Annotated in this window: 13 protein-coding genes; 6 read left to right on the plus strand and 7 right to left on the minus strand. The window is 72.9% G+C overall.

Translation table 11 applies throughout. The annotated features are described in order from the left end of the window. Positions 1 to 36 precede the first annotated feature (36 nt). On the plus strand, positions 37 to 2,580 hold the full coding sequence (locus IF29_RS0103935; protein ID WP_030249575.1) for an outer membrane protein assembly factor BamB family protein: 2,544 nt from the start codon (positions 37 to 39) through the stop codon (positions 2,578 to 2,580). 94 nt (positions 2,581 to 2,674) lie between these two features. Here IF29_RS0103935 and galE read toward each other — a convergent pair whose 3' ends face one another. The 3 genes from galE to IF29_RS0103950 all read right to left on the minus strand — a co-directional run bounded on the left by galE (position 2,675) and on the right by IF29_RS0103950 (position 5,369). After that, on the minus strand, positions 2,675 to 3,643 hold the full coding sequence (gene galE, locus IF29_RS0103940; RefSeq protein WP_030249577.1) for a UDP-glucose 4-epimerase GalE: 969 nt from the start codon (positions 3,641 to 3,643) through the stop codon (positions 2,675 to 2,677). A gap of 43 nt (positions 3,644 to 3,686) precedes the next feature. Continuing rightward, positions 3,687 to 4,136 carry a Zn-ribbon domain-containing OB-fold protein gene (locus IF29_RS0103945; protein ID WP_051724894.1) on the minus strand — a complete coding sequence of 150 codons (450 nt, stop codon included), beginning with the start codon at positions 4,134 to 4,136 and terminating at the stop codon, positions 3,687 to 3,689. A 90-nt stretch (positions 4,137 to 4,226) separates the two neighbouring features. Next, positions 4,227 to 5,369 (minus strand): lipid-transfer protein, encoded by a 1,143-nt coding sequence (locus tag IF29_RS0103950; protein WP_030249583.1) that lies wholly within the window; start codon positions 5,367 to 5,369, stop codon positions 4,227 to 4,229. Between the two features lie 176 nt (positions 5,370 to 5,545). Here IF29_RS0103950 and IF29_RS0103955 point away from each other — a divergent pair, with 176 nt between their 5' ends. From IF29_RS0103955 to IF29_RS0103975, 5 genes are all read left to right on the plus strand, one after another. Beyond that, the gene (locus IF29_RS0103955; protein WP_030249585.1) at positions 5,546 to 7,177 is read left to right on the plus strand and encodes a FadD3 family acyl-CoA ligase; all 1,632 of its coding nucleotides are present in this window, start codon (positions 5,546 to 5,548) and stop codon (positions 7,175 to 7,177) included. An 85-nt stretch (positions 7,178 to 7,262) separates the two neighbouring features. Continuing rightward, the gene (locus tag IF29_RS0103960; protein WP_084713495.1) at positions 7,263 to 8,537 is read left to right on the plus strand and encodes a bifunctional glycosyltransferase family 2/GtrA family protein; all 1,275 of its coding nucleotides are present in this window, start codon (positions 7,263 to 7,265) and stop codon (positions 8,535 to 8,537) included. Next, complete coding sequence (locus IF29_RS0103965; protein WP_084713497.1) at positions 8,537 to 10,795, plus strand: ArnT family glycosyltransferase; 2,259 nt, start codon at positions 8,537 to 8,539, stop codon at positions 10,793 to 10,795. The genes IF29_RS0103960 and IF29_RS0103965 overlap by 1 nt, the downstream gene beginning before the upstream one ends. 428 nt (positions 10,796 to 11,223) lie before the next feature. Then, entirely contained in the window at positions 11,224 to 12,195 is a 972-nt protein-coding gene (locus IF29_RS0103970; protein ID WP_030249595.1) for a sigma-70 family RNA polymerase sigma factor, read from the plus strand. Between the two features lie 22 nt (positions 12,196 to 12,217). Next, the gene (locus IF29_RS0103975) at positions 12,218 to 12,439 is read left to right on the plus strand and encodes a hypothetical protein (protein ID WP_037594291.1); all 222 of its coding nucleotides are present in this window, start codon (positions 12,218 to 12,220) and stop codon (positions 12,437 to 12,439) included. A 78-nt stretch (positions 12,440 to 12,517) separates the two neighbouring features. Here IF29_RS0103975 and mscL read toward each other — a convergent pair whose 3' ends face one another. From mscL to IF29_RS0103995, 4 genes are all read right to left on the minus strand, one after another. Beyond that, positions 12,518 to 12,913, minus strand: coding sequence for a large conductance mechanosensitive channel protein MscL (gene mscL, locus IF29_RS0103980; RefSeq protein ID WP_051724896.1), 396 nt, complete (start codon positions 12,911 to 12,913; stop codon positions 12,518 to 12,520). A 243-nt stretch (positions 12,914 to 13,156) separates the two neighbouring features. Then, positions 13,157 to 13,657 carry a hypothetical protein gene (locus IF29_RS43190; protein WP_157623581.1) on the minus strand — a complete coding sequence of 167 codons (501 nt, stop codon included), beginning with the start codon at positions 13,655 to 13,657 and terminating at the stop codon, positions 13,157 to 13,159. Between the two features lie 179 nt (positions 13,658 to 13,836). Next, positions 13,837 to 14,691 carry an S-methyl-5'-thioadenosine phosphorylase gene (locus IF29_RS0103990; RefSeq protein WP_030249605.1) on the minus strand — a complete coding sequence of 285 codons (855 nt, stop codon included), beginning with the start codon at positions 14,689 to 14,691 and terminating at the stop codon, positions 13,837 to 13,839. Between the two features lie 71 nt (positions 14,692 to 14,762). Next, a complete protein-coding gene (locus IF29_RS0103995) occupies positions 14,763 to 16,781 on the minus strand; it encodes a hypothetical protein (protein WP_157623585.1) in 2,019 nt (672 codons plus the stop codon). Position 16,782 lies beyond the last annotated feature (1 nt).

Here is a 16,782-nt window from a genome sequence, read left to right on the forward strand (position 1 = left end):
TGCCGGCGTGGAACTAACGGGGAGGTGGCTGAGGACGTGGACCAGCTGACGGCGCACGATCCCAGGCGGATCGGCCCCTTCGAGGTGCTCGGGCGCCTCGGCGCGGGCGGAATGGGGCTGGTCTACCTGGCCAGGTCGTCCGCGGGCCGACGGGTGGCGATCAAGACCGTGCGCGCCGAGCTGGCCGAGGACCAGCTGTTCCGGGTGCGTTTCGCCCGCGAGATCGCGGCGGCCCGCACCGTCTCCGGCTTCTACACCGCGCCCGTGGTCGAGGCCGACGCCGACGCCCCGGTGCCCTGGCTGGCCACCGCCTACATCCCGGCGCCCTCGCTGGAGGACCTGGTCGCCGAGTGCGGTCCGATGCCGGTCGGCGCGGTGCGCTGGCTGGTCGCCGGGATCGCCGAGGCGCTGCAGTCGATCCACGCGGCCGGGCTGGTGCACCGCGACCTCAAGCCCTCGAACGTGCTGGTCACCGAGGACGGACCGCGGGTGATCGACTTCGGCATCGCGGCCGGGGTCTCGCACACCCGGCTGACCATGACCAACGTCGCGGTCGGCACCCCCGCCTACATGTCGCCCGAGCAGGCCAGGGACAGCCGCAGCGTGACCGGGGCCAGCGACGTGTTCTCGCTGGGCTCGATGCTGGTCTACGCGGCCACCGGGCACGCCCCGTACCACGGGGCCAACCCGGTGGAGACGGTGTTCATGCTGCTCCGGGAGTCCCCGGACCTGTCCGGCCTCGCCCCCGACCTGGCCCCGCTGGTGAAGGCCTGCATGCGCCCGGCGCCGGAGCGGCGGCTGACCCCGGCCCAGATCCAGTCCGAGCTGGCCCCGCACCTGTACTCCAACGGCGACGGGGACGACGACTCCCGCGACTGGCTGCCGCCGGCCGCCCTGGAGCTGATCGACCGCAAGCGGGGACGGCGCAACACGCCTCCGCCGCCCGTCCCGGTGCCTGTTCCCGCGCCGGTCCCCGCCCCGGTGCCGCTGGCGGCCCCGGTGGCCGCCCCGGTCGCGGCCCCGTCGGCCGGCTACGACCCCAGGACCGCGCACCCGGCGCCGGTGGCCCAGCCGTCGGCCCTGGACGAGCACGCGCCGACCAAGAAGGTCCAACCGGCCGCGGGCGGCGGCCGCAGGCACGCCGGCGCGCCCGATCCGGAGCCGGCACCGGCCGCCCAGGCCCAGGCAGCCGCTCAGGCGCCGGTGGCGGCTCCGGTACCGTCCACCACGCCCACCCCGGTGGTGCAGCTGCTCGGCGGCTCCGTGGCGATCGGCCCCGGGGTCAGGGCCGGCGAGACCGGCGGCCCCGGGCCGGACGACTCGCTGCCGCCCGCCGCCACCGGCTGGGTGCGACGCGTCCCTGGACAGGGCCCCGGAGGACAGGGCCCCGGTTCGAACCGGGAGAACGCCACCCACCAGAACCACGGACGGCAGGCCGCGGCGACGTCGGAGCCCGCCGCCGCGGTGCCGGCGCCGCCCACCTCGGGCTCGCGCTGGCGGCCCTGGCGGTTCCGGATGTCCAACGACGTCTGGGGGGTGCCGCAGGTCAGCGACGGCGTCCTCTATGTGACCAGCTTCGAGGTGCACGCCCTGGACATCGCCACCGGGCGCCGCCGCTTCAAGACCCGCGACGTCGCCTGGGCGATGTCCGTGGCCGACGGCCAGGTCCACGCCGCGGACGGCCCGAGCCTGTTCACCCTCGCCGCGGCGGACGGCGAGGAGCGCTGGCGGGTCACCCTGGACGGCTGGACCTACTCCCTGGACGCGGGCGGCGGCGCGCTGGTGGCCGGCACCAGGGGCGGCGGCGTCCAGGTCCGCTCGGCGATCGACGGCAGCCAGATGTGGCAGGTGGGCGACGCGCAGCAGGAGTACGAGAGCCCGCAGTCGGGCCCCTGCGTGGTGGGCGACTCGGTCTACTACTACGGCGGCGGGATGCTCCGCGCCCTGGACCTGACGACGGGTCGGCCGCGCTGGGCGGTCCAGGTCGGCGAGGACGTCCCCTCGCGGCCGGTGCTGCGCCAGGGCGTGCTCTACCTGACCTCAGGGGCCCGGGTGCTGGCCCTGGACGAGGAGTCCGGGGAGGAGCGCTGGCGCTTCAAGGCCCCGGTGGTGCTGTTCACCCCGCCGACCCTGGACGACCAGGGCAGCCTCTTCGCGGCCGACTACCTCGGCGCGGTGTTCGCGCTGGACACCGGCACGGGTGCGCTGCGCTGGCAGGCCCGTACCGGCGGCCGGCAGGGGATCGACCCGGTGGTCCACGAGGACGGGACCGTCCTGGTGGGCAGCGGCGACACGGTCTACGCCTTCGCCGCGCGGGACGGGGAGGAGCGCTGGCGGCACACCGCGCGCGGCGAGCTCACCGGGGCGCCTGCGGCGTTCGGCGGGTTGGTGCACTTCGGCAGCAGGGACCACTCGCTCTACACCCTGGACCTGACCACCGGGCGGCTGCGCTGGAAGCTGGACACCGGCGGGGAGATCACCGGTTCCCCGGTGGCGGTCGACGGCCGTGTCTTCGCCTGCAGCAAGGACCGCTGCGTCTACGCCCTGGACGCAGCCCGCGGCACCGCGACGCGGGACTGAGCCCCTTCAGGGGCGCGGGGAACTGCGCTGCCAACCATGCACCTTCGTAGGGGGCTGGTCGCGCAGTTCCCCGCGCCCCTGAAAAACGAGGCCGTCAGGGGTTGCGCAGTTGCCAGCCGGACCAGGCGGAGGCGACCATCGCCTCCAGGTCGAACTGTGCGGACCAGTTGAGCTCGCAGGTGATCCGGTCCGCGGAGGCCACCACCCGGGCCGGGTCGCCCGGTCGGCGGGAGACCACTTCGCCGGTGGTGTCCAGCCCGGTGACCGTGCCGATCGTGTCCAGCATCTCGCGGACCGAGACCCCTTCGCCGCGGCCGATGTTGAGGACCAGTTCGGTTCCGTCCGGGTCGTCCTCCAGCCGCCGCACCGCGGCCACATGCGCGGTGGCCACGTCCGCCACGTGGATGTAGTCACGGATGCAGGTGCCGTCGGGGGTGGGGTAGTCGTCGCCGAAGACCAGCGGCGGCTTGCCCGCCGTGATCCGCTCGAAGACCATCGGCACCAGGTTGGTGGCCCCCGGGTCGCCCAGCTCGGCCGTGGCCGCCCCGGCGACGTTGAAGTAGCGCAGCGCGACCGTCCCGATGCCGTGGGCCCGGCCCACCGCGCGGACCAGCCACTCGCCGACCAGCTTGGTCTCGCCGTAGGGGCTCATCGGTGCGCACGGGGTGTCCTCGGTGACGACGTCCACGTCCGGCATGCCGTAGACGGCTGCCGAGGAGGACAGCAGGAACCGGCGCACCCCCGCGTCGGCCGCGGCCTCCAGCACCAGCCGCAGGCCCTCGACGTTCTCGTGGTAGTACCGCAGTGGCTGCTCGACCGACTCGCCGACCTGCTTCTTCGCGGCGATGTGGAGCACCCCGGTGACCTGGTGCTGCTTCATCACCCGGTCGAGCAGCGGGCGGTCCAGGGTGGAGCCCTCGACCAGCGGGACACCGGCCGGCAGCCGAGCCGGGTCGCCGCTGCTCAGGTCGTCCAGGACGACGACCCCCAGCTCCGCCTCGACCATGGCCCGCACCACATGTGCACCGATGTAGCCCGCCCCACCCGTGATCAACCAAGTCATGGGACCGCATTCTATTTGCCCCGCCGGCGGCCCCGGCCGAGGATCAGGGAGTGGTCAGCGCCCATCGCGGAACTGCCACGCCGGGGGCGAGGATCTGGTAAACGGCCTGGACCGGGGCGCCGATCCGCAGCCGGGAGACCGGGACGGCGTTCCAGGGGGCGTCGGGGCGGCGCACCGAGGGGGTGAGCGTGCCGACCAGTCGGATCGTCGGGTCGTCGTCCAGTTCGACCACCGCGACGGGGTAGGGGGCCTGTTCCGCGTAGGCGGGCAGCAGCGGCGGGTGGGCGACGACGAACGACCAGATCCGTCCGCGTCCGGAGGTCGGCCGCCACTCGTCGGCGAAGCTGTGGCAGCGCGGGCAGGCGGGCCGGGGCGGGAAGCGCCGCAACCCGCAGTCGGCGCAGGCCTGCACCCGCAGCTCGCCGCGCAGCGCGTACTGCCAGAAGGGTTCGCCGTCGGTGTCCGGCCAGGGCAGCAGCAGGCCGCCGGCCATGCCCCCGGCCGCGTGGACCGCTTCGGTGACCGATGTTCCGGTGACGGGTACTCCGGTGGCGGGTGTTCCGGTGACAGACATGGGACTCCCTCAGTTGCGCAGCAGCAGGGCCGAGGTGGGGACGCCCTCGCCGGCCGTGACCAGGCAGGTCGCGGCGTCGGGGACCTGGGAGGTGGAGCTGCCGCGCAGCTGCCTGACGCCCTCGTTGATCAGGTTGAAGCCGTGCACATAGCCCTCGGAGAGGCCGCCGCCCGCGGTGTTGATCGGCAGCCGCCCGCCCAGTTCCAGGGCGCCGCCCTCGGTGTAGGCCGCGCCCTCGCCGCGGCCGCAGAAGCCGTAGCCCTCCAGCGAGAGCGGGATCAGCGGGGTGAAGGCGTCGTAGATCTGGGCGGTGTCCACATCCTGTGGACCGAGGTCGGCGGTCTTCCACAGGTGGCGCGCGGCGGTCCAGGCCGGTCCGGTCAGCGGGTCGTCGTTCCAGTAGTTGACCATCCCGTGGTGCTGGGCCGGCAGGCCCTGTGCGGCGGAGTGGATGTACACCGCCCGCTGCCGGCAGTCGCGGGCCCGCTCGGCGCTGACCACCACGCAGGCGAGCGCGCCGTCGGTCTCCAGGCAGTTGTCGTAGAGGCAGAGCGGTTCCGAGATCCAGCGGGCGTCCATGTACATCTCCCGGGTCAGCGGCCGGTCGTACATCACCGCCGCCGGGTTCTGGTTGGCGCGGTTGCGGCAGGCCAGGGCGACGTTGAAGAGGTGGTCCCGGGTGGCGCCGTACTCGTGCATGTAGCGGCGGGCCAGCATGGCGATCTCGTCGGCGGGGCGCAGCAGGCCGAAGGGGCGGGTCCACTGGGCCGGGGTGGGCAGCTGCACGCTGGTGTTGGTCCAGGGCCGGACGCCGGAGCCGCGCTTGCGGGAGCGCCAGGCCACACCGACGCTGGCCTGCCCGGTGGCGACGGCCATGGCGAGGTGGGCGACGGTGGCGCAGGAGCCGCCGCCGCCGAAGCCGGTGCGGCTGAAGAAGGTGATGTCCCCGGCGCCGATGGACTTGGCCAGCTCGACCTCGTCGGTCTCCTCCATGGTGTAGGAGGCGAGGGCGTCGACCTCCGCGGGGTCGATCCCGGCGTCGTCCAGGGCGGCCAGCACGGCCCGGCAGGCGAGGGTCTTCTCGGGCTCGTCGAGGGTCTTGGCGAAGCGGGTCTGGCCGATGCCGACGATCGCCGTACGGTCCTTGAGCATGGCTTCCCCCGTTGGCTCGGGCACGGGTCAGGTGCTGACCCGACATCGTCTCGGGATCTGACGTGGCGTCAGAATAGGTGTCCGGGGGTCTGGCCGGAAGGCCGTTGCCGATCTAATCTGACGTGGCGTCATGAGTGCTGTGCTGCTGGGATGCTCGGGTCGATACGGAGGGTGCCGTGCGAGGAGATCTGGAGTGGGGCACCGTTCCCCGGCTGGTCAGGGCCGCCGCCGAGACCCACGGTGAGCGCGAGGCCGTGGTCGGTCCGCGGACCCGGCTCAGCTACCGCGACCTCGGAGCACGGGTCGAGCGGGCCGCGGCCGCGGTGATGGCCGCGGGGGTGGGACCGGGCGAGCGGGTCGCGATCTGGGCCCCGAACACCCCGGACTACGTGGTCGCGGCGCTCGGCGCGGTCAGCGCGGGCGCGGTGCTGGTCCCGCTGGGCACCAGGCTCAAGGGCGCCGAGGCGGTGGAACTGCTCCGGCGGACCCGGGCCCGGCTGCTGCTGGTCACCGACACCTTCCTCGGCGTCGGCTACGTCTCCGCGCTGCGCGCCGCCGCCGGGGGAGCGGCGCCGGCCGGCGCCCGCAACCGCGGCCCGCTGCGCGACCTGCCCGAACTGCGCACCGTGGTGGTGCTCGGCGACCGGGCCGAGGCGGGCGAGGGGTTCCAGCACTGGCGCGGCTTCCTCGCCGACGCGGCCGAGGTGCCCGCGCGGGCGGTCCGCGAGCGGGCCGACGCGGTGCAGCCGGACGACCCCGCCGACATCATGTTCACCTCCGGCACCACCGGACGCGCCAAGGGCGCCGTCACCACCCACGCCCAGTCCCTGCGGGCCTTCGCCACCTGGGCCGACATCGCCGGTCTGGTCGAGGGCGACCGCTACCTGGTGGTCAACCCGTTCACCCACACTTTCGGCTGGAAGGCCGGCGTGCTGGCCGCGCTGATGCGCGGGGCGACCGTGCTGCCGCAGCCGGTGTTCGACGCCGAGGCGGTGCTCGCCAAGGTCTCCAGCGAGCGGGTCACCGTGCTTCCGGGCGCGCCCACCGTCTACCAGTCGCTGCTGGACCACCCGGCCCGCGGCTCCTACGACCTGCGCACCCTGCGGCTGGCGGTGACCGGGGCCGCCGTGGTCCCGCTGGAACTGGTCACCCGGATCCGCGACGAGTTGGGCTTCCGCACCGTGCTCACCGCCTACGGGCTCACCGAGTCCTGCGGCCTGGTCACCATGGGCCGCCGCGGCGACGACCCCGGCCTGATCGCGGCCACCTCGGGACGCGCGGTCCCCGGCGTCACCGTCCGGGTCGCCGACGAGGAGTCCAAGGAGCAGCCCGCCGGCACCCCCGGCGAGGTGCAGGTGCGCGGCTACACGGTGATGCGCGAGTACTTCGAGGACCCGGAGGAGACCGAGTCGGCCTTCACCCGCGACGGCTGGCTGCGCACCGGCGACATCGGCGTGCTGGACGACGAGGGTAATCTGCGGATCACCGACCGGCTCAAGGACATGTACACCGTCGGCGGGTTCAACGCCTACCCCGCGGAGATCGAACAGGTGCTGGCCCGGCATCCGCTGGTCGCCGACGTCGCGGTGGTCGGCGTCCCCGATCCCCGGCTCGGCGAGGTCGGCAAGGCCTTCGTCGTCCCGCGCGGAGAGCTGGCGCCGGACGCCGCCGCGGAGGCCGGAGCCGAGCTCATCGCCTGGTCCCGCCGGGAGATGGCCAACTACAAGGTGCCCCGGCAGGTCGAATTCATTTCCGAACTTCCCAGGAACGCCTCGGGCAAAATACTGAAGGGCCAGCTCAGGGGATGAATGACGGCTAACTGGTGCGGAACTCTCACCACCGCCCTATCCCAGCCACAGCTTCCGCACAGACCGGTGCCGAAGTCTGAAGTACATGAGCCAACCGACAGTGCTGGCGGCCCAGCCCGCCGCGGACCCGGAGCCGGCCCCGCAGTCCGGAGGCCGGGCCAGACTGGTTGAGATCGTCGTCCCCGTCTACAACGAGGAGCACGTCCTCGAGCACAGCGTCCGGCGTCTGTACGCCTACCTGGCGGAGAACTTCCCGTACCGCTTCACCATCACCGTCGCCGACAACGCCAGCACCGACGCCACCTGGCAGGTCGCGACCCGGCTGGCCGCCGAGATCCCCGAGGTGCGCGCCGTGCACCTGGACCAGAAGGGCCGGGGCCGGGCCCTGCGCCAGGTCTGGAGCAGCAGCGACGCCGACGTCGTCAGCTACATGGACGTGGACCTCTCCACCGGCCTCGACGCCTTCCTGCCCCTGGTCGCGCCACTGCTGTCGGGCCACAGCGACCTCGCCATCGGCAGCCGCCTGCACCGCGGCTCGGCCGTGGTCCGAGGTCCCAAGCGCGAGTTCATCTCCCGTACGTACAACCTGATGCTGCGCACCACCATGGCGGCCAAGTTCTCCGACGCCCAGTGCGGCTTCAAGGCCGCGCGGACCGACGTGGTCAAGGCGCTGCTCGACTCGGTCGAGGACCAGACCTGGTTCTTCGACACCGAACTGCTGCTGCTCGCCGAGCGCAGCGGTCTGCGCATCCACGAGGTCCCGGTGGACTGGGTCGACGACCCGGACAGCCGCGTCGACATCGTCCGCACGGTCAAGGACGACCTCAAGGGGATGTGGCGGGTGGCCAGGAAGACGCTCTCCGGAGCCACCAGGCTGCCGGTGCCGCCCCGGGTCCAGCAGGCCCAGCTGCCGCCCGCGATGCGCTGGCAGCTGTCCAGCTTCGCGGTGATCGGCGTCATCAGCACCGTCGCCTACCTGGCGCTCTACCTGATCCTGCGTCAACTCGCCCCGGCCGTCCTGGCCAACGCGGTCGCCCTGTTCGCCACCGCGATCGCCAACACCGCCGCCAACCGGCGCTTCACCTTCGGCGTCACCGGTACGGCCGACGCCCTCAAGCACCAGGTCGAGGGCGGTATCGCCTTCGTCATCGGGCTGGTGCTGAGCACCGCCACCCTCGCGGTCGTCAGGGTCGCCGCCCCGGGGGCCTCCCATGTCGTCGAACTCGCCGCACTGGTGGGGGCGAACGCACTGTCCACGGTCGTCCGCTTCCTGCTGATGCGGGTCTGGGTGTTCAACCCCAAGCGGCAGGCCCGCCGCCACGCGGCCTCCTCCTCGCACAACCAGGAGCTGAACCACTGATGAGCGCGCACGTAACCGCCCCTCCGGCGGCCGGCAGCGACACTGCCCGCAACCAGGGACGATCACTGCTGCAACGGATCTTCCTGGGCCGGGAGACCGCACCCCGCTGGGCCCGCCCCGCGCTGTGGGGGGTGCTGCTGCTCTCCGCCGCGGTGTACGTCTACGGCCTCGGCGAGAACGGCGACGCCAACTCGTACTACGCCGCGGCGGTGCTCAGCGGCACCAAGAGCTGGTCCTCGATGTTCTTCGGCTCGCTGGACACCGGGAACTTCATCACCGTCGACAAGCCGCCGTTCGCGCTCTGGGTGATGGAGGCCTCCTGCCGGATCTTCGGCTTCGGCACCTGGCAGATGCTGCTGCCCATCGCGGCCTGCGGGATCGCCGCGGTCGGCGTGCTCTACAGCGCGGTGCGCCGGGTCTTCGGCCACACCGCGGCGACCGTCGCCGGACTGGTGCTGGCGCTCACCCCGATCACCGTGGCGATCACCCGGGACAACAACCCCGACCCGGTGCTGGTGCTGCTCACCGTCTCCGCCGCCTGGTGCTGCCTGGAGTCGATCCGCAGCGGCAAGCTGCAGCCGCTGGTCTGGTCCGCGGTGCTGGTCGGCTTCGCCTTCAACACCAAGATGCTGCAGGCCTACATGGTGCTGCCGGCCTTCTTCCTGGCCTACGTCTGGGCAGCGAAGGGGAGCGTGCTCAAGCGGGTGCGCAACCTGCTGATCGCCGGAGTGGCGCTGGTGGTGTCCAGCGGCTGGTGGATGGTCATCGTCGACTCCATCCCCAAGAGCGACCGGCCCTTCGTCGGCTCCAGCACCAAGGACACCGTCTGGGACCTGGTCACCGGCTACAACGGCCTGGCGCGCATCACCGGTGACAGCGGCGGTTCCGGCGCCGGCGGCGCCTTCGGCGGCGGTGCCAACTTCGGTGGCACGGCCGGGATCGGACGCCTCTTCAACAGCATCCTCGGCGGCCAGATCTCCTGGCTGATCCCGTTCGCGGGGATCGCCCTGGTCGGCGCCCTGGTGCTGCGCGGCCGCAGGCGCCGCACCGACCTGCAGCGCGCCTCCTACCTGCTGTGGGGCGGCTGGCTGCTGACGCACTACGTGACCTTCAGCTTCGCCTCGGGGACCTTCCACCCGTACTACACGACCATGCTGGCCCCCGCGATCGCCGCCCTCACCGGGGCCGGCGGGACCGCGATCTTCCGGGCCTTCCGGGTCCGTTCGGCGGCCTGGGCCTGGGTGCTCCCGCTGGGCATCGTGGTGTCGGCGGTGTGGGCGATCGCGCTGCTGCGCCGCTCCACCAGCTTCGACAGCTGGCTGTGGCCGACGATCGCGGTGCTGGCGCTCGCGGCGGTGGTCTTCCTGCTGGTCGCCCGCTTCGGGCGGGTGGCCGGACCGCTCTTCACGGTGGGGGCGGCGGCTGCGCTGATCGCCCTGCTGGCCGGGCCCGCCGCCTACGCGGCCGACACGGCGACCGCCGGTGCGATCAACGGCACCAACCCGAGCAGCGGCCCCTCCTCGGGCGGTGGCTTCGGCGGCGGCGGTGCGCCCGGCGGTGGCGGCGGCTTCGGCGGTGGTGCGGGCGGAGGCCTGCGCGGCGAGCGTCCGACCGGCACCACCGGCGGCCAGGGCTTCCCCGGCGGCGGCCAGGCCGGCGAGATGCCGGGCGGCGGCCAGGGTGCCCCGGGCGGCCAGACGGGTCAGACCGGCACCGGTACGGGCACCGGCACCGGTCAGACCGGTGACCTGCCCACCGGCGGCTTCCCGGGCGGCACCGACGGCGGTGCGCCGACCGGCGGCACCGGCGGAGCAGCCGGTGGTGGCTTCGGCGGCGGTGGCGGCGGTATGGGCGGCGGTGTCGACAGCAAGATGCTCAGCTACCTGGAGGCCCACCAGGACGGCGCCACCTGGCTGGTGGCCACGTCCAGCGCCCAGACCGCCGACGAGATCATCCTGCAGACCGGCGGCAAGGCCGCCATCGCCATGGGCGGCTTCACCGGTGACGACCCGGCGATGAGCCTGGCCCAGATCAAGGAGTACATCTCCTCGGGCAAGCTGCACTACGTCCTGGCGGGCGGCAGCGGTGGTCCCGGCGGCGGCCAGGCCAACTCCGCGGCGACCTCCTACGTCACCTCCACCTGCACCGTGGTCAGCGCCTCCGAGTACGGCGGCACCAGCTCCACGAGTTCCTCGTCCACGTCCACGTCGACCGCGGCCTCCAGTTCCACGGAGAAGCTGTACTACTGCAAGTCCTGACCACCGCGAGGTACCCGACGGCCCGCCGTCCCCTTCAAGGGACGGCGGGCCGTCCTGTCGTGGGCCCGGGGCGTTCCGACGGTTCTGACGGGCGGCGCGTTCCGACGGGCAGGGAACCGGGGCCCGGCGGACAATCGTGTGAGTCAGTACAGGACGCCCCGCACAGGCCGGGGCATACGGGGTAGGCGCGCAGTGTTCCAAAGGCGGACACCCCCAGCGGCCGCAGCCCTTGACCGCCGCCACCGTCGGCGGGTGAGCGACCGGATACGCTCCGCATGCGAACGCGGCAAAATTGGCCAGCATACTGCAACTGCGGAGAAAAATCCTCACCTTGGGAATGATGTCCGGATTCTGATCGTTGCATCGTTATGAAAGGCAGCCACGAACGGGTCAGCCAGGCCCGTCACGTCCTCCGAGAGGGAGTAAGCATGGCCACCCGTGCCGTCGTCCGCGACAAGGCCGACCGGACCCGCAATGCGCGTCCGACCAGCGGTGAGGCCGACCGCGACCTCGTCGGCATGTATCTCGACGAGATCGCCCGGACCCCGCTGCTCGACGCCGCCCAGGAAGTCGAGCTCTCCACCCGCATCGAAGCGGGCGTCTTCGCCGAGCACCTGCTCGCGACCGGTGACACCGCCGGCGGCGCGAGCGAGGACGAGCTGCGTGCGATAGCCGCCGATGGTGCCCGCGCCAAGGATGTGTTCATCCGTTCCAACCTCCGGCTGGTCGTGGCGGTCGCCCGCCGCTACCCGCGCAGCGGACTTCCGCTGCTCGACCTCATCCAGGAGGGCAACGCCGGGCTGGTCCGCGCCGTCGAGAAGTTCGACTTCGGCAAGGGCTTCAAGTTCTCCACCTATGCCACCTGGTGGATCCGCCAGGCGATCACCCGTTCCATCGCCGACCAGTCCCGCACCATCCGCCTCCCGGTCCACCTGGTCGAGGAGCTCGGCCGGATCCGCCGGGTCCAGCGCGAGAAGTCCAAGGAACTGGGCCGCGACGCCGAGCACGCCGAGGTGGCCGCCGAGCTGGACACCACGGTCGAGCGGATCAAGGACGTGCTGGACTGGGCCCGTGACCCGGTCAGCCTCAACATGACCGTGGACGACGACGGGGAGACCCAGTTCGGCGACCTGGTCGAGGACACCGGGGCGACCTCGCCCGAGGACGCGGTCCTGGTGATGCTGCGCCGCGAGGAGCTGGAGGGCCTGATCGGCCGTCTGGACAACCGCACGGCGTCGATCATCCGCTCCCGCTACGGCATGGAGGACGGCCGCGAGCGGACCCTCACCGAGGTCGGCAAGCAGCACGGCCTCACCCGCGAGCGGATCCGGCAGATCGAGAAGCACGCGCTGGCCGAACTCCGCAAGATCGCGGACCACTCGGGCTTCGAAGCGGCCTGAGCATCCGACCTATCCTGAAGCCATGACAGACGACAGCGCTGCGACAGCAGCCGCGGAGCCGCCGGAGTCCCACCCTCAGCCGCAGGCGGAGCCGCCGCGGACCGGGCGGGCCCGGCTGGTCTTCGAGGATCCGCTGAGCCGGCCGAGCCGTGACGACACGGACACCGGCTGGGGCGGCGAGGAGTCCGGCGGCCGGGACGAGGCCTGGTACCGGCGGGAGACCCCGCCGCACCACGGCGACTGAGCACATTGCAGAGCGAAGGGCCGGGGCCGTGCGCCCCGGCCTTCTGCGTGTCTGCGTGTCTGCGTGTCCGGACGCGCTTCAGCGCTGGCGCACGAGCAGGTCGCGGATCTCGCCGAGCAGCTTCACCTCAGTGAGCTCGGCGGCCTTCAGCGCCTCCTCCTCGGCCTTCTTCTTGGCGATGTACTTGGCCATGAAGTGGTTGGCCGGCAGCACGATGCAGAAGTAGACCACCGCCGCGGTGATCACGAACTGCAGCACGGCCGCCAGCACCGAGCCCCACATGATGTAGATGCCGCCGCTGCTGCCCGGGGCGCTGGGGCAGTCCTTGATGCAGGACTTGTAGGCGTTCAGGGACGAGGTGCCGAACAGGCCGACGACCGGGTTGATGACGCCGTTGACGATCGAGTTGATGACGGCGGTGAAAGCTGCGCCGATGACGACCGCGACCGCGAGGTCGAGGACGTTTCCGCGCATCAGGAATGCCTTGAAGCCCTTCAAGGGATCTCTTCCTTCGCAAAGCTGTGATGGCCGATGGGTGCTCGGAACCTATGGCAGTCGGCGCGTGCCGCCGCGCGCGCCGGGTTCACCCGTACGGCCGACCGGGGGCCTCGGAGCGGCCTGGGGACCTCGGTTCCCACCTGCGGAAACGTCACGCCTCCGGAGGTCCGCCGGTGAGGGCTCGCGGATGGCGCGGTGCTCCGATTTCACCCGGGCACATCACTCCTGCGGGGGATCGTCGACCACCTCGATGTGCAGCGGCGCCCCGGCGGCGGCCGGGTGGCCGGCCGGCGGGACCGGGATGCCGCGCAGGGAGCCGGCGGCCAGGGTGGTCGCCGCGACCATCAGCCCGGCGGCGATCGGCCCGGGCCTTCGCCGCACCGCGGCCGGCAGCCGGTGCCGCCCGCCGCCGGCCCGGATCGGCGGGAACGGTCCGACGGTCCGCCGCGGCGGTACCGCTGGGGCCTCGCACGGCAGCGCGGCGGGACGGGGCGCGAGCGCGGGGGTGCGGGCCGTCATCGGGGTGGGTTCGGGGACGCTGCCCGCGGCGGAGGCGACGGTGCCCTCGTCGTCCCAGCCGGGATCGTCCCAGGCCTCCGGCTCCTGGAGCGCCTCGTGGACGGGCTGCGGGTGGTCGCGGCCGGGGCCCGGGCGCAGCGAGTGCGCGCGGTGCCGGTTCGCGCGGCGCACCGGGCCGCCGCCCAGCAGGGACTCGGTCATCAGGGACATAGGACACCGCCTGGATTGGTTGGCAGGACGGTCGGGCTGCTCCCGACCGGCTGCCTCCACAATGTCCCTTCGCCCGTCGTTCCGTGGCGGCCCGGACGTCTCCTGTGGACAACTCGGGGGGTGTGGAAAACGTCCTCACCCGCAGGGGTGAGGACAGGGGTGAGGGAGCGTCAGAAACCCAGGCCGGTCTCCAGTCCGTCCAGCGCGTGCGAGCAGACGCAGTCCCGGTCCTCGGTGGCCGGCAGCCCGGCGACGGCGCCGGTCAGCACCCCGCGCAGGCGGTCGATGCTGCCGGCGAAGACCCGCAGCACCTCGGTGTGGGTCACCCCCTCACCGGCCTCGACGCCCGCGTCCAGATCGGTGACCACCGCCACGGAGGTGTAGCAGAGCCCCAGTTCACGGGCCAGCACCGCCTCGGGGTGCCCGGTCATGCCGACCACCGACCAGCCCTGCGCCCCGTACCAGCGGGACTCGGCCCGGGTGGAGAAGCGCGGCCCCTCGATCACCACCAGCGTCCCGCCGTCCACCGGCTCCCAGCCGGCCGCGCCGGCGGCCTTCAGGGCGGCGAGCCGTCCGGTCGGGCAGTAGGGGTCGGCTGCGGAGACGTGCACCACCTCGGGCAGCAGCCCGTCGCTGCGGCGTTCACCGTCGTAGAAGGTCTGCTTCCGCCCGGAGGTGCGGTCCACGAACTGGTCCGGGACCAGCAGCGTCCCCGGGCCGTACTCGGGCCGCAGGCCGCCGGTGGCGCACGGTCCCAGCACCTGCCGCACGCCCAGCGAGCGCAGCGCCCACAGATTGGCCCGGTAGTCGATGCGGTGCGGGGGGATCCGGTGCTCGCGGCCGTGCCTGGGCAGGAACGCCACCCGGCGACCGCCGAAGGCTCCGACGAACAGCGAGTCGCTGGGCGGCCCGTAGGGGGTGTCGACGGAGACCTCGGCGAGGTCGTCCACCAGGGCGTAGAGACCGGTTCCGCCGATGATCCCGATATCGGCTGCGGATGCGTCGTGCTGCTGAGCGATGGCCATGGACGGCAGCATACGAAGAGCGGAGGGCATGCCGTAGCCCCGAGCCCTTACGTTCTGCGGACGTCGGGTCCTCAGCCCATCAGCTTGATGACGACGACCAGCACGAGGATCACGCCGAGGACCCCGAACACCGCGAAGACGATGGTGCGGTCGTCCTTGCCGTCGTCGGACGCCCGGTGGGTACCCGACGGGGTCGGGAACACCGTCGACGGGGCCGCCGACGGGGCCGCCGGCAGGGCCGCCGACGGTGCCGAGGGCGGGGACGGAGGTGGTTCGCCGGTCGGCTCCTGCTGCGGAAGCGGAAGCGGAAGCGGCTGCGACCGGGCCGGGGCCTGCGGCTGAGGCCGGGGTTCCGGCCGGTTCCCAGCCAGCCCCTTGAGCAGCTCCTGCCACACCTGCGGGGGAAGGTCCGGCGGTTGGCCGCGCCGTGGGGAGATCACCGTCAGCTCCAGGAAGTACTGCTGTGGGACCGTTGGTTGACGTGCCGTCAGAGTCAGGAGCTCGGCGATCCCGCGGCTGTGTCGCGGGTTTCGGGCGAAGGGCGCGACGGCCCAGACGAACAGGTCCGCAGCCCGCGCGGTCGCGGCGTCGTCCGTGCCGCCCTTCGGTACATGGCACAGGCCCAGCTCCAGTACCGTCTCGCACAGCCTGGAGGCGAGCTCCGGATCCCGCCCGTTGGTCCGCTGCTGCTCGCCGAGCTCCTGGAGCAACAGCTCCAGGGCCCGCTCGTGGTCGCGCAACGACCGGACCGCGCCGACCAGTTGCTCGTCCGAGCACTGCGCCAGATCCTGGACCAGCCGCAGGTCCTGGGCGGACGGCGGCTCCTCGTCCAGCCGCCGCAGGGCAGGGAAGACGCGCTCCGTCCAGCGGAGCGCGGAATCGTCCTGGGCGGACGGCCGGGCAGGGGCCGGAGCAGGCGCCGGAGCAGGTGCAGGGGCGGGGTTCGACGCCGGGTCCGGCCCGGGGTCCGAGGGCGGGCGGATGTCCCCGTACAGGCCCTCCGCCGACTGCGACGGGTACGGCTGCTGCGGCTGCTGCGGGGGAATCGGCGGCCGTGACGCGGTCGCCGCCGCCGGGCTGCCGGCGCTGTCCTGTTCGACCAGCGCCAGCAGTGCCCGGAGCCGCTGTTCGGGGGGCATCCTGACGCCGTCGGGTAGGCGCTTCAGCAGGTTGTCGCCGGCCTGCTGGGGCCAGCCCGCGGCGGCCTGACGTCTGATCAGGTGCGCGGCGACGGACTGTTCCGGTCCGAGGGTGGTCCGGCCGGGGTCGAGCCGCGCGAGCGGACCGGACTCGCCGGAGTCGAGCTGCCACTCGGGGACGAAGGTGATCCGGAGCGGATGCGCGTCGGTGGTGTCGAAGGTGGCGAAGGTCCAGGCGGTGCCGAGCCAGCGCCGGAAGATCAGGTACAGCCCGGTGAGCAGCACCGGCGACAGGTTGTCCTCAGGCCACCGGGGCAGCGCCGCGGCACGGATCGAGATCCGGTCCCCGGGGCTGGCGAGCCAGTGCGCGACCGCCACCGACAGCGGCCCGAGCACGCTCGGGTCGCCGAGTTCCTTCCTGGCCCGGTCCAGGGCGAGGTCCCAGTACGGCGCCAGCCGTTCGCCCCGGTGGACCCGCTCCAACTCGCCCTCCGCCTGCATGGCGAACTCAGGGCCGCACCAGTTCCAGCCGTGCGACAGGACGGAGCCCAGCGGGCTCAGCGTCGCCTCCTCCCCGAGCAGGACATGGCACGCCGTGTTGGGGCGTCCCTGCCGGTCGCGCACCGGCCAGCGCTGGATCAGCGCCGCCTCGCCCAGCCTGGTGCGCACCCGCACCAGGCTGGGCCGGGTGTTCCGCCCCTCGACCCGCAGCAGCGGGCCGAGCTCCTCGGCCAACTCCTCGGCCCGGGCCGGACCGCAGGAGTGGGCGACCGCCGCCATGCCGGTGCCCTGCCGGCCCCGGTTGCCGGACCAGCGGAACACCAACTGGTCGACCCACTGCTCCTTCGGCTCCCGCTGCCCGCCCCTGGCGGGGGCCCGGTGCACCCCGTGCGGCTCGGCGCCGGGCCGGTCGTTCTCGTACATTCCGTACCCGCCCTCGGTAGTGGTCACG

It is taken from the genome of Streptacidiphilus jeojiense (genome assembly GCF_000719095.1).
Taxonomy (GTDB): Bacteria; Actinomycetota; Actinomycetes; order Streptomycetales; family Streptomycetaceae; genus Streptacidiphilus; species Streptacidiphilus jeojiensis.

Bases quoted from the DNA above. Each gene is read 5' to 3' on its own strand.
- galE (WP_030249577.1), bottom strand. From the start codon at position 3,643: ATGACTTGGTTGATCACGGGTGGGGCGGGCTACATCGGTGCACATGTG.
- IF29_RS0103945 (WP_051724894.1), bottom strand. From the start codon at position 4,136: ATGGCCGGCGGCCTGCTGCTGCCCTGGCCGGACACCGACGGCGAACCC.
- IF29_RS0103950 (WP_030249583.1), bottom strand. From the start codon at position 5,369: ATGCTCAAGGACCGTACGGCGATCGTCGGCATCGGCCAGACCCGCTTC.
- IF29_RS0103960 (WP_084713495.1), top strand. From the start codon at position 7,263: ATGAGCCAACCGACAGTGCTGGCGGCCCAGCCCGCCGCGGACCCGGAG.
- IF29_RS0103965 (WP_084713497.1), top strand. From the start codon at position 8,537: ATGAGCGCGCACGTAACCGCCCCTCCGGCGGCCGGCAGCGACACTGCC.
- IF29_RS0103970 (WP_030249595.1), top strand. From the start codon at position 11,224: ATGGCCACCCGTGCCGTCGTCCGCGACAAGGCCGACCGGACCCGCAAT.
- IF29_RS0103975 (WP_037594291.1), top strand. From the start codon at position 12,218: ATGACAGACGACAGCGCTGCGACAGCAGCCGCGGAGCCGCCGGAGTCC.
- mscL (WP_051724896.1), bottom strand. From the start codon at position 12,913: ATGCGCGGAAACGTCCTCGACCTCGCGGTCGCGGTCGTCATCGGCGCA.
- IF29_RS43190 (WP_157623581.1), bottom strand. From the start codon at position 13,657: ATGACCGAGTCCCTGCTGGGCGGCGGCCCGGTGCGCCGCGCGAACCGG.
- IF29_RS0103990 (WP_030249605.1), bottom strand. From the start codon at position 14,691: ATGGCCATCGCTCAGCAGCACGACGCATCCGCAGCCGATATCGGGATC.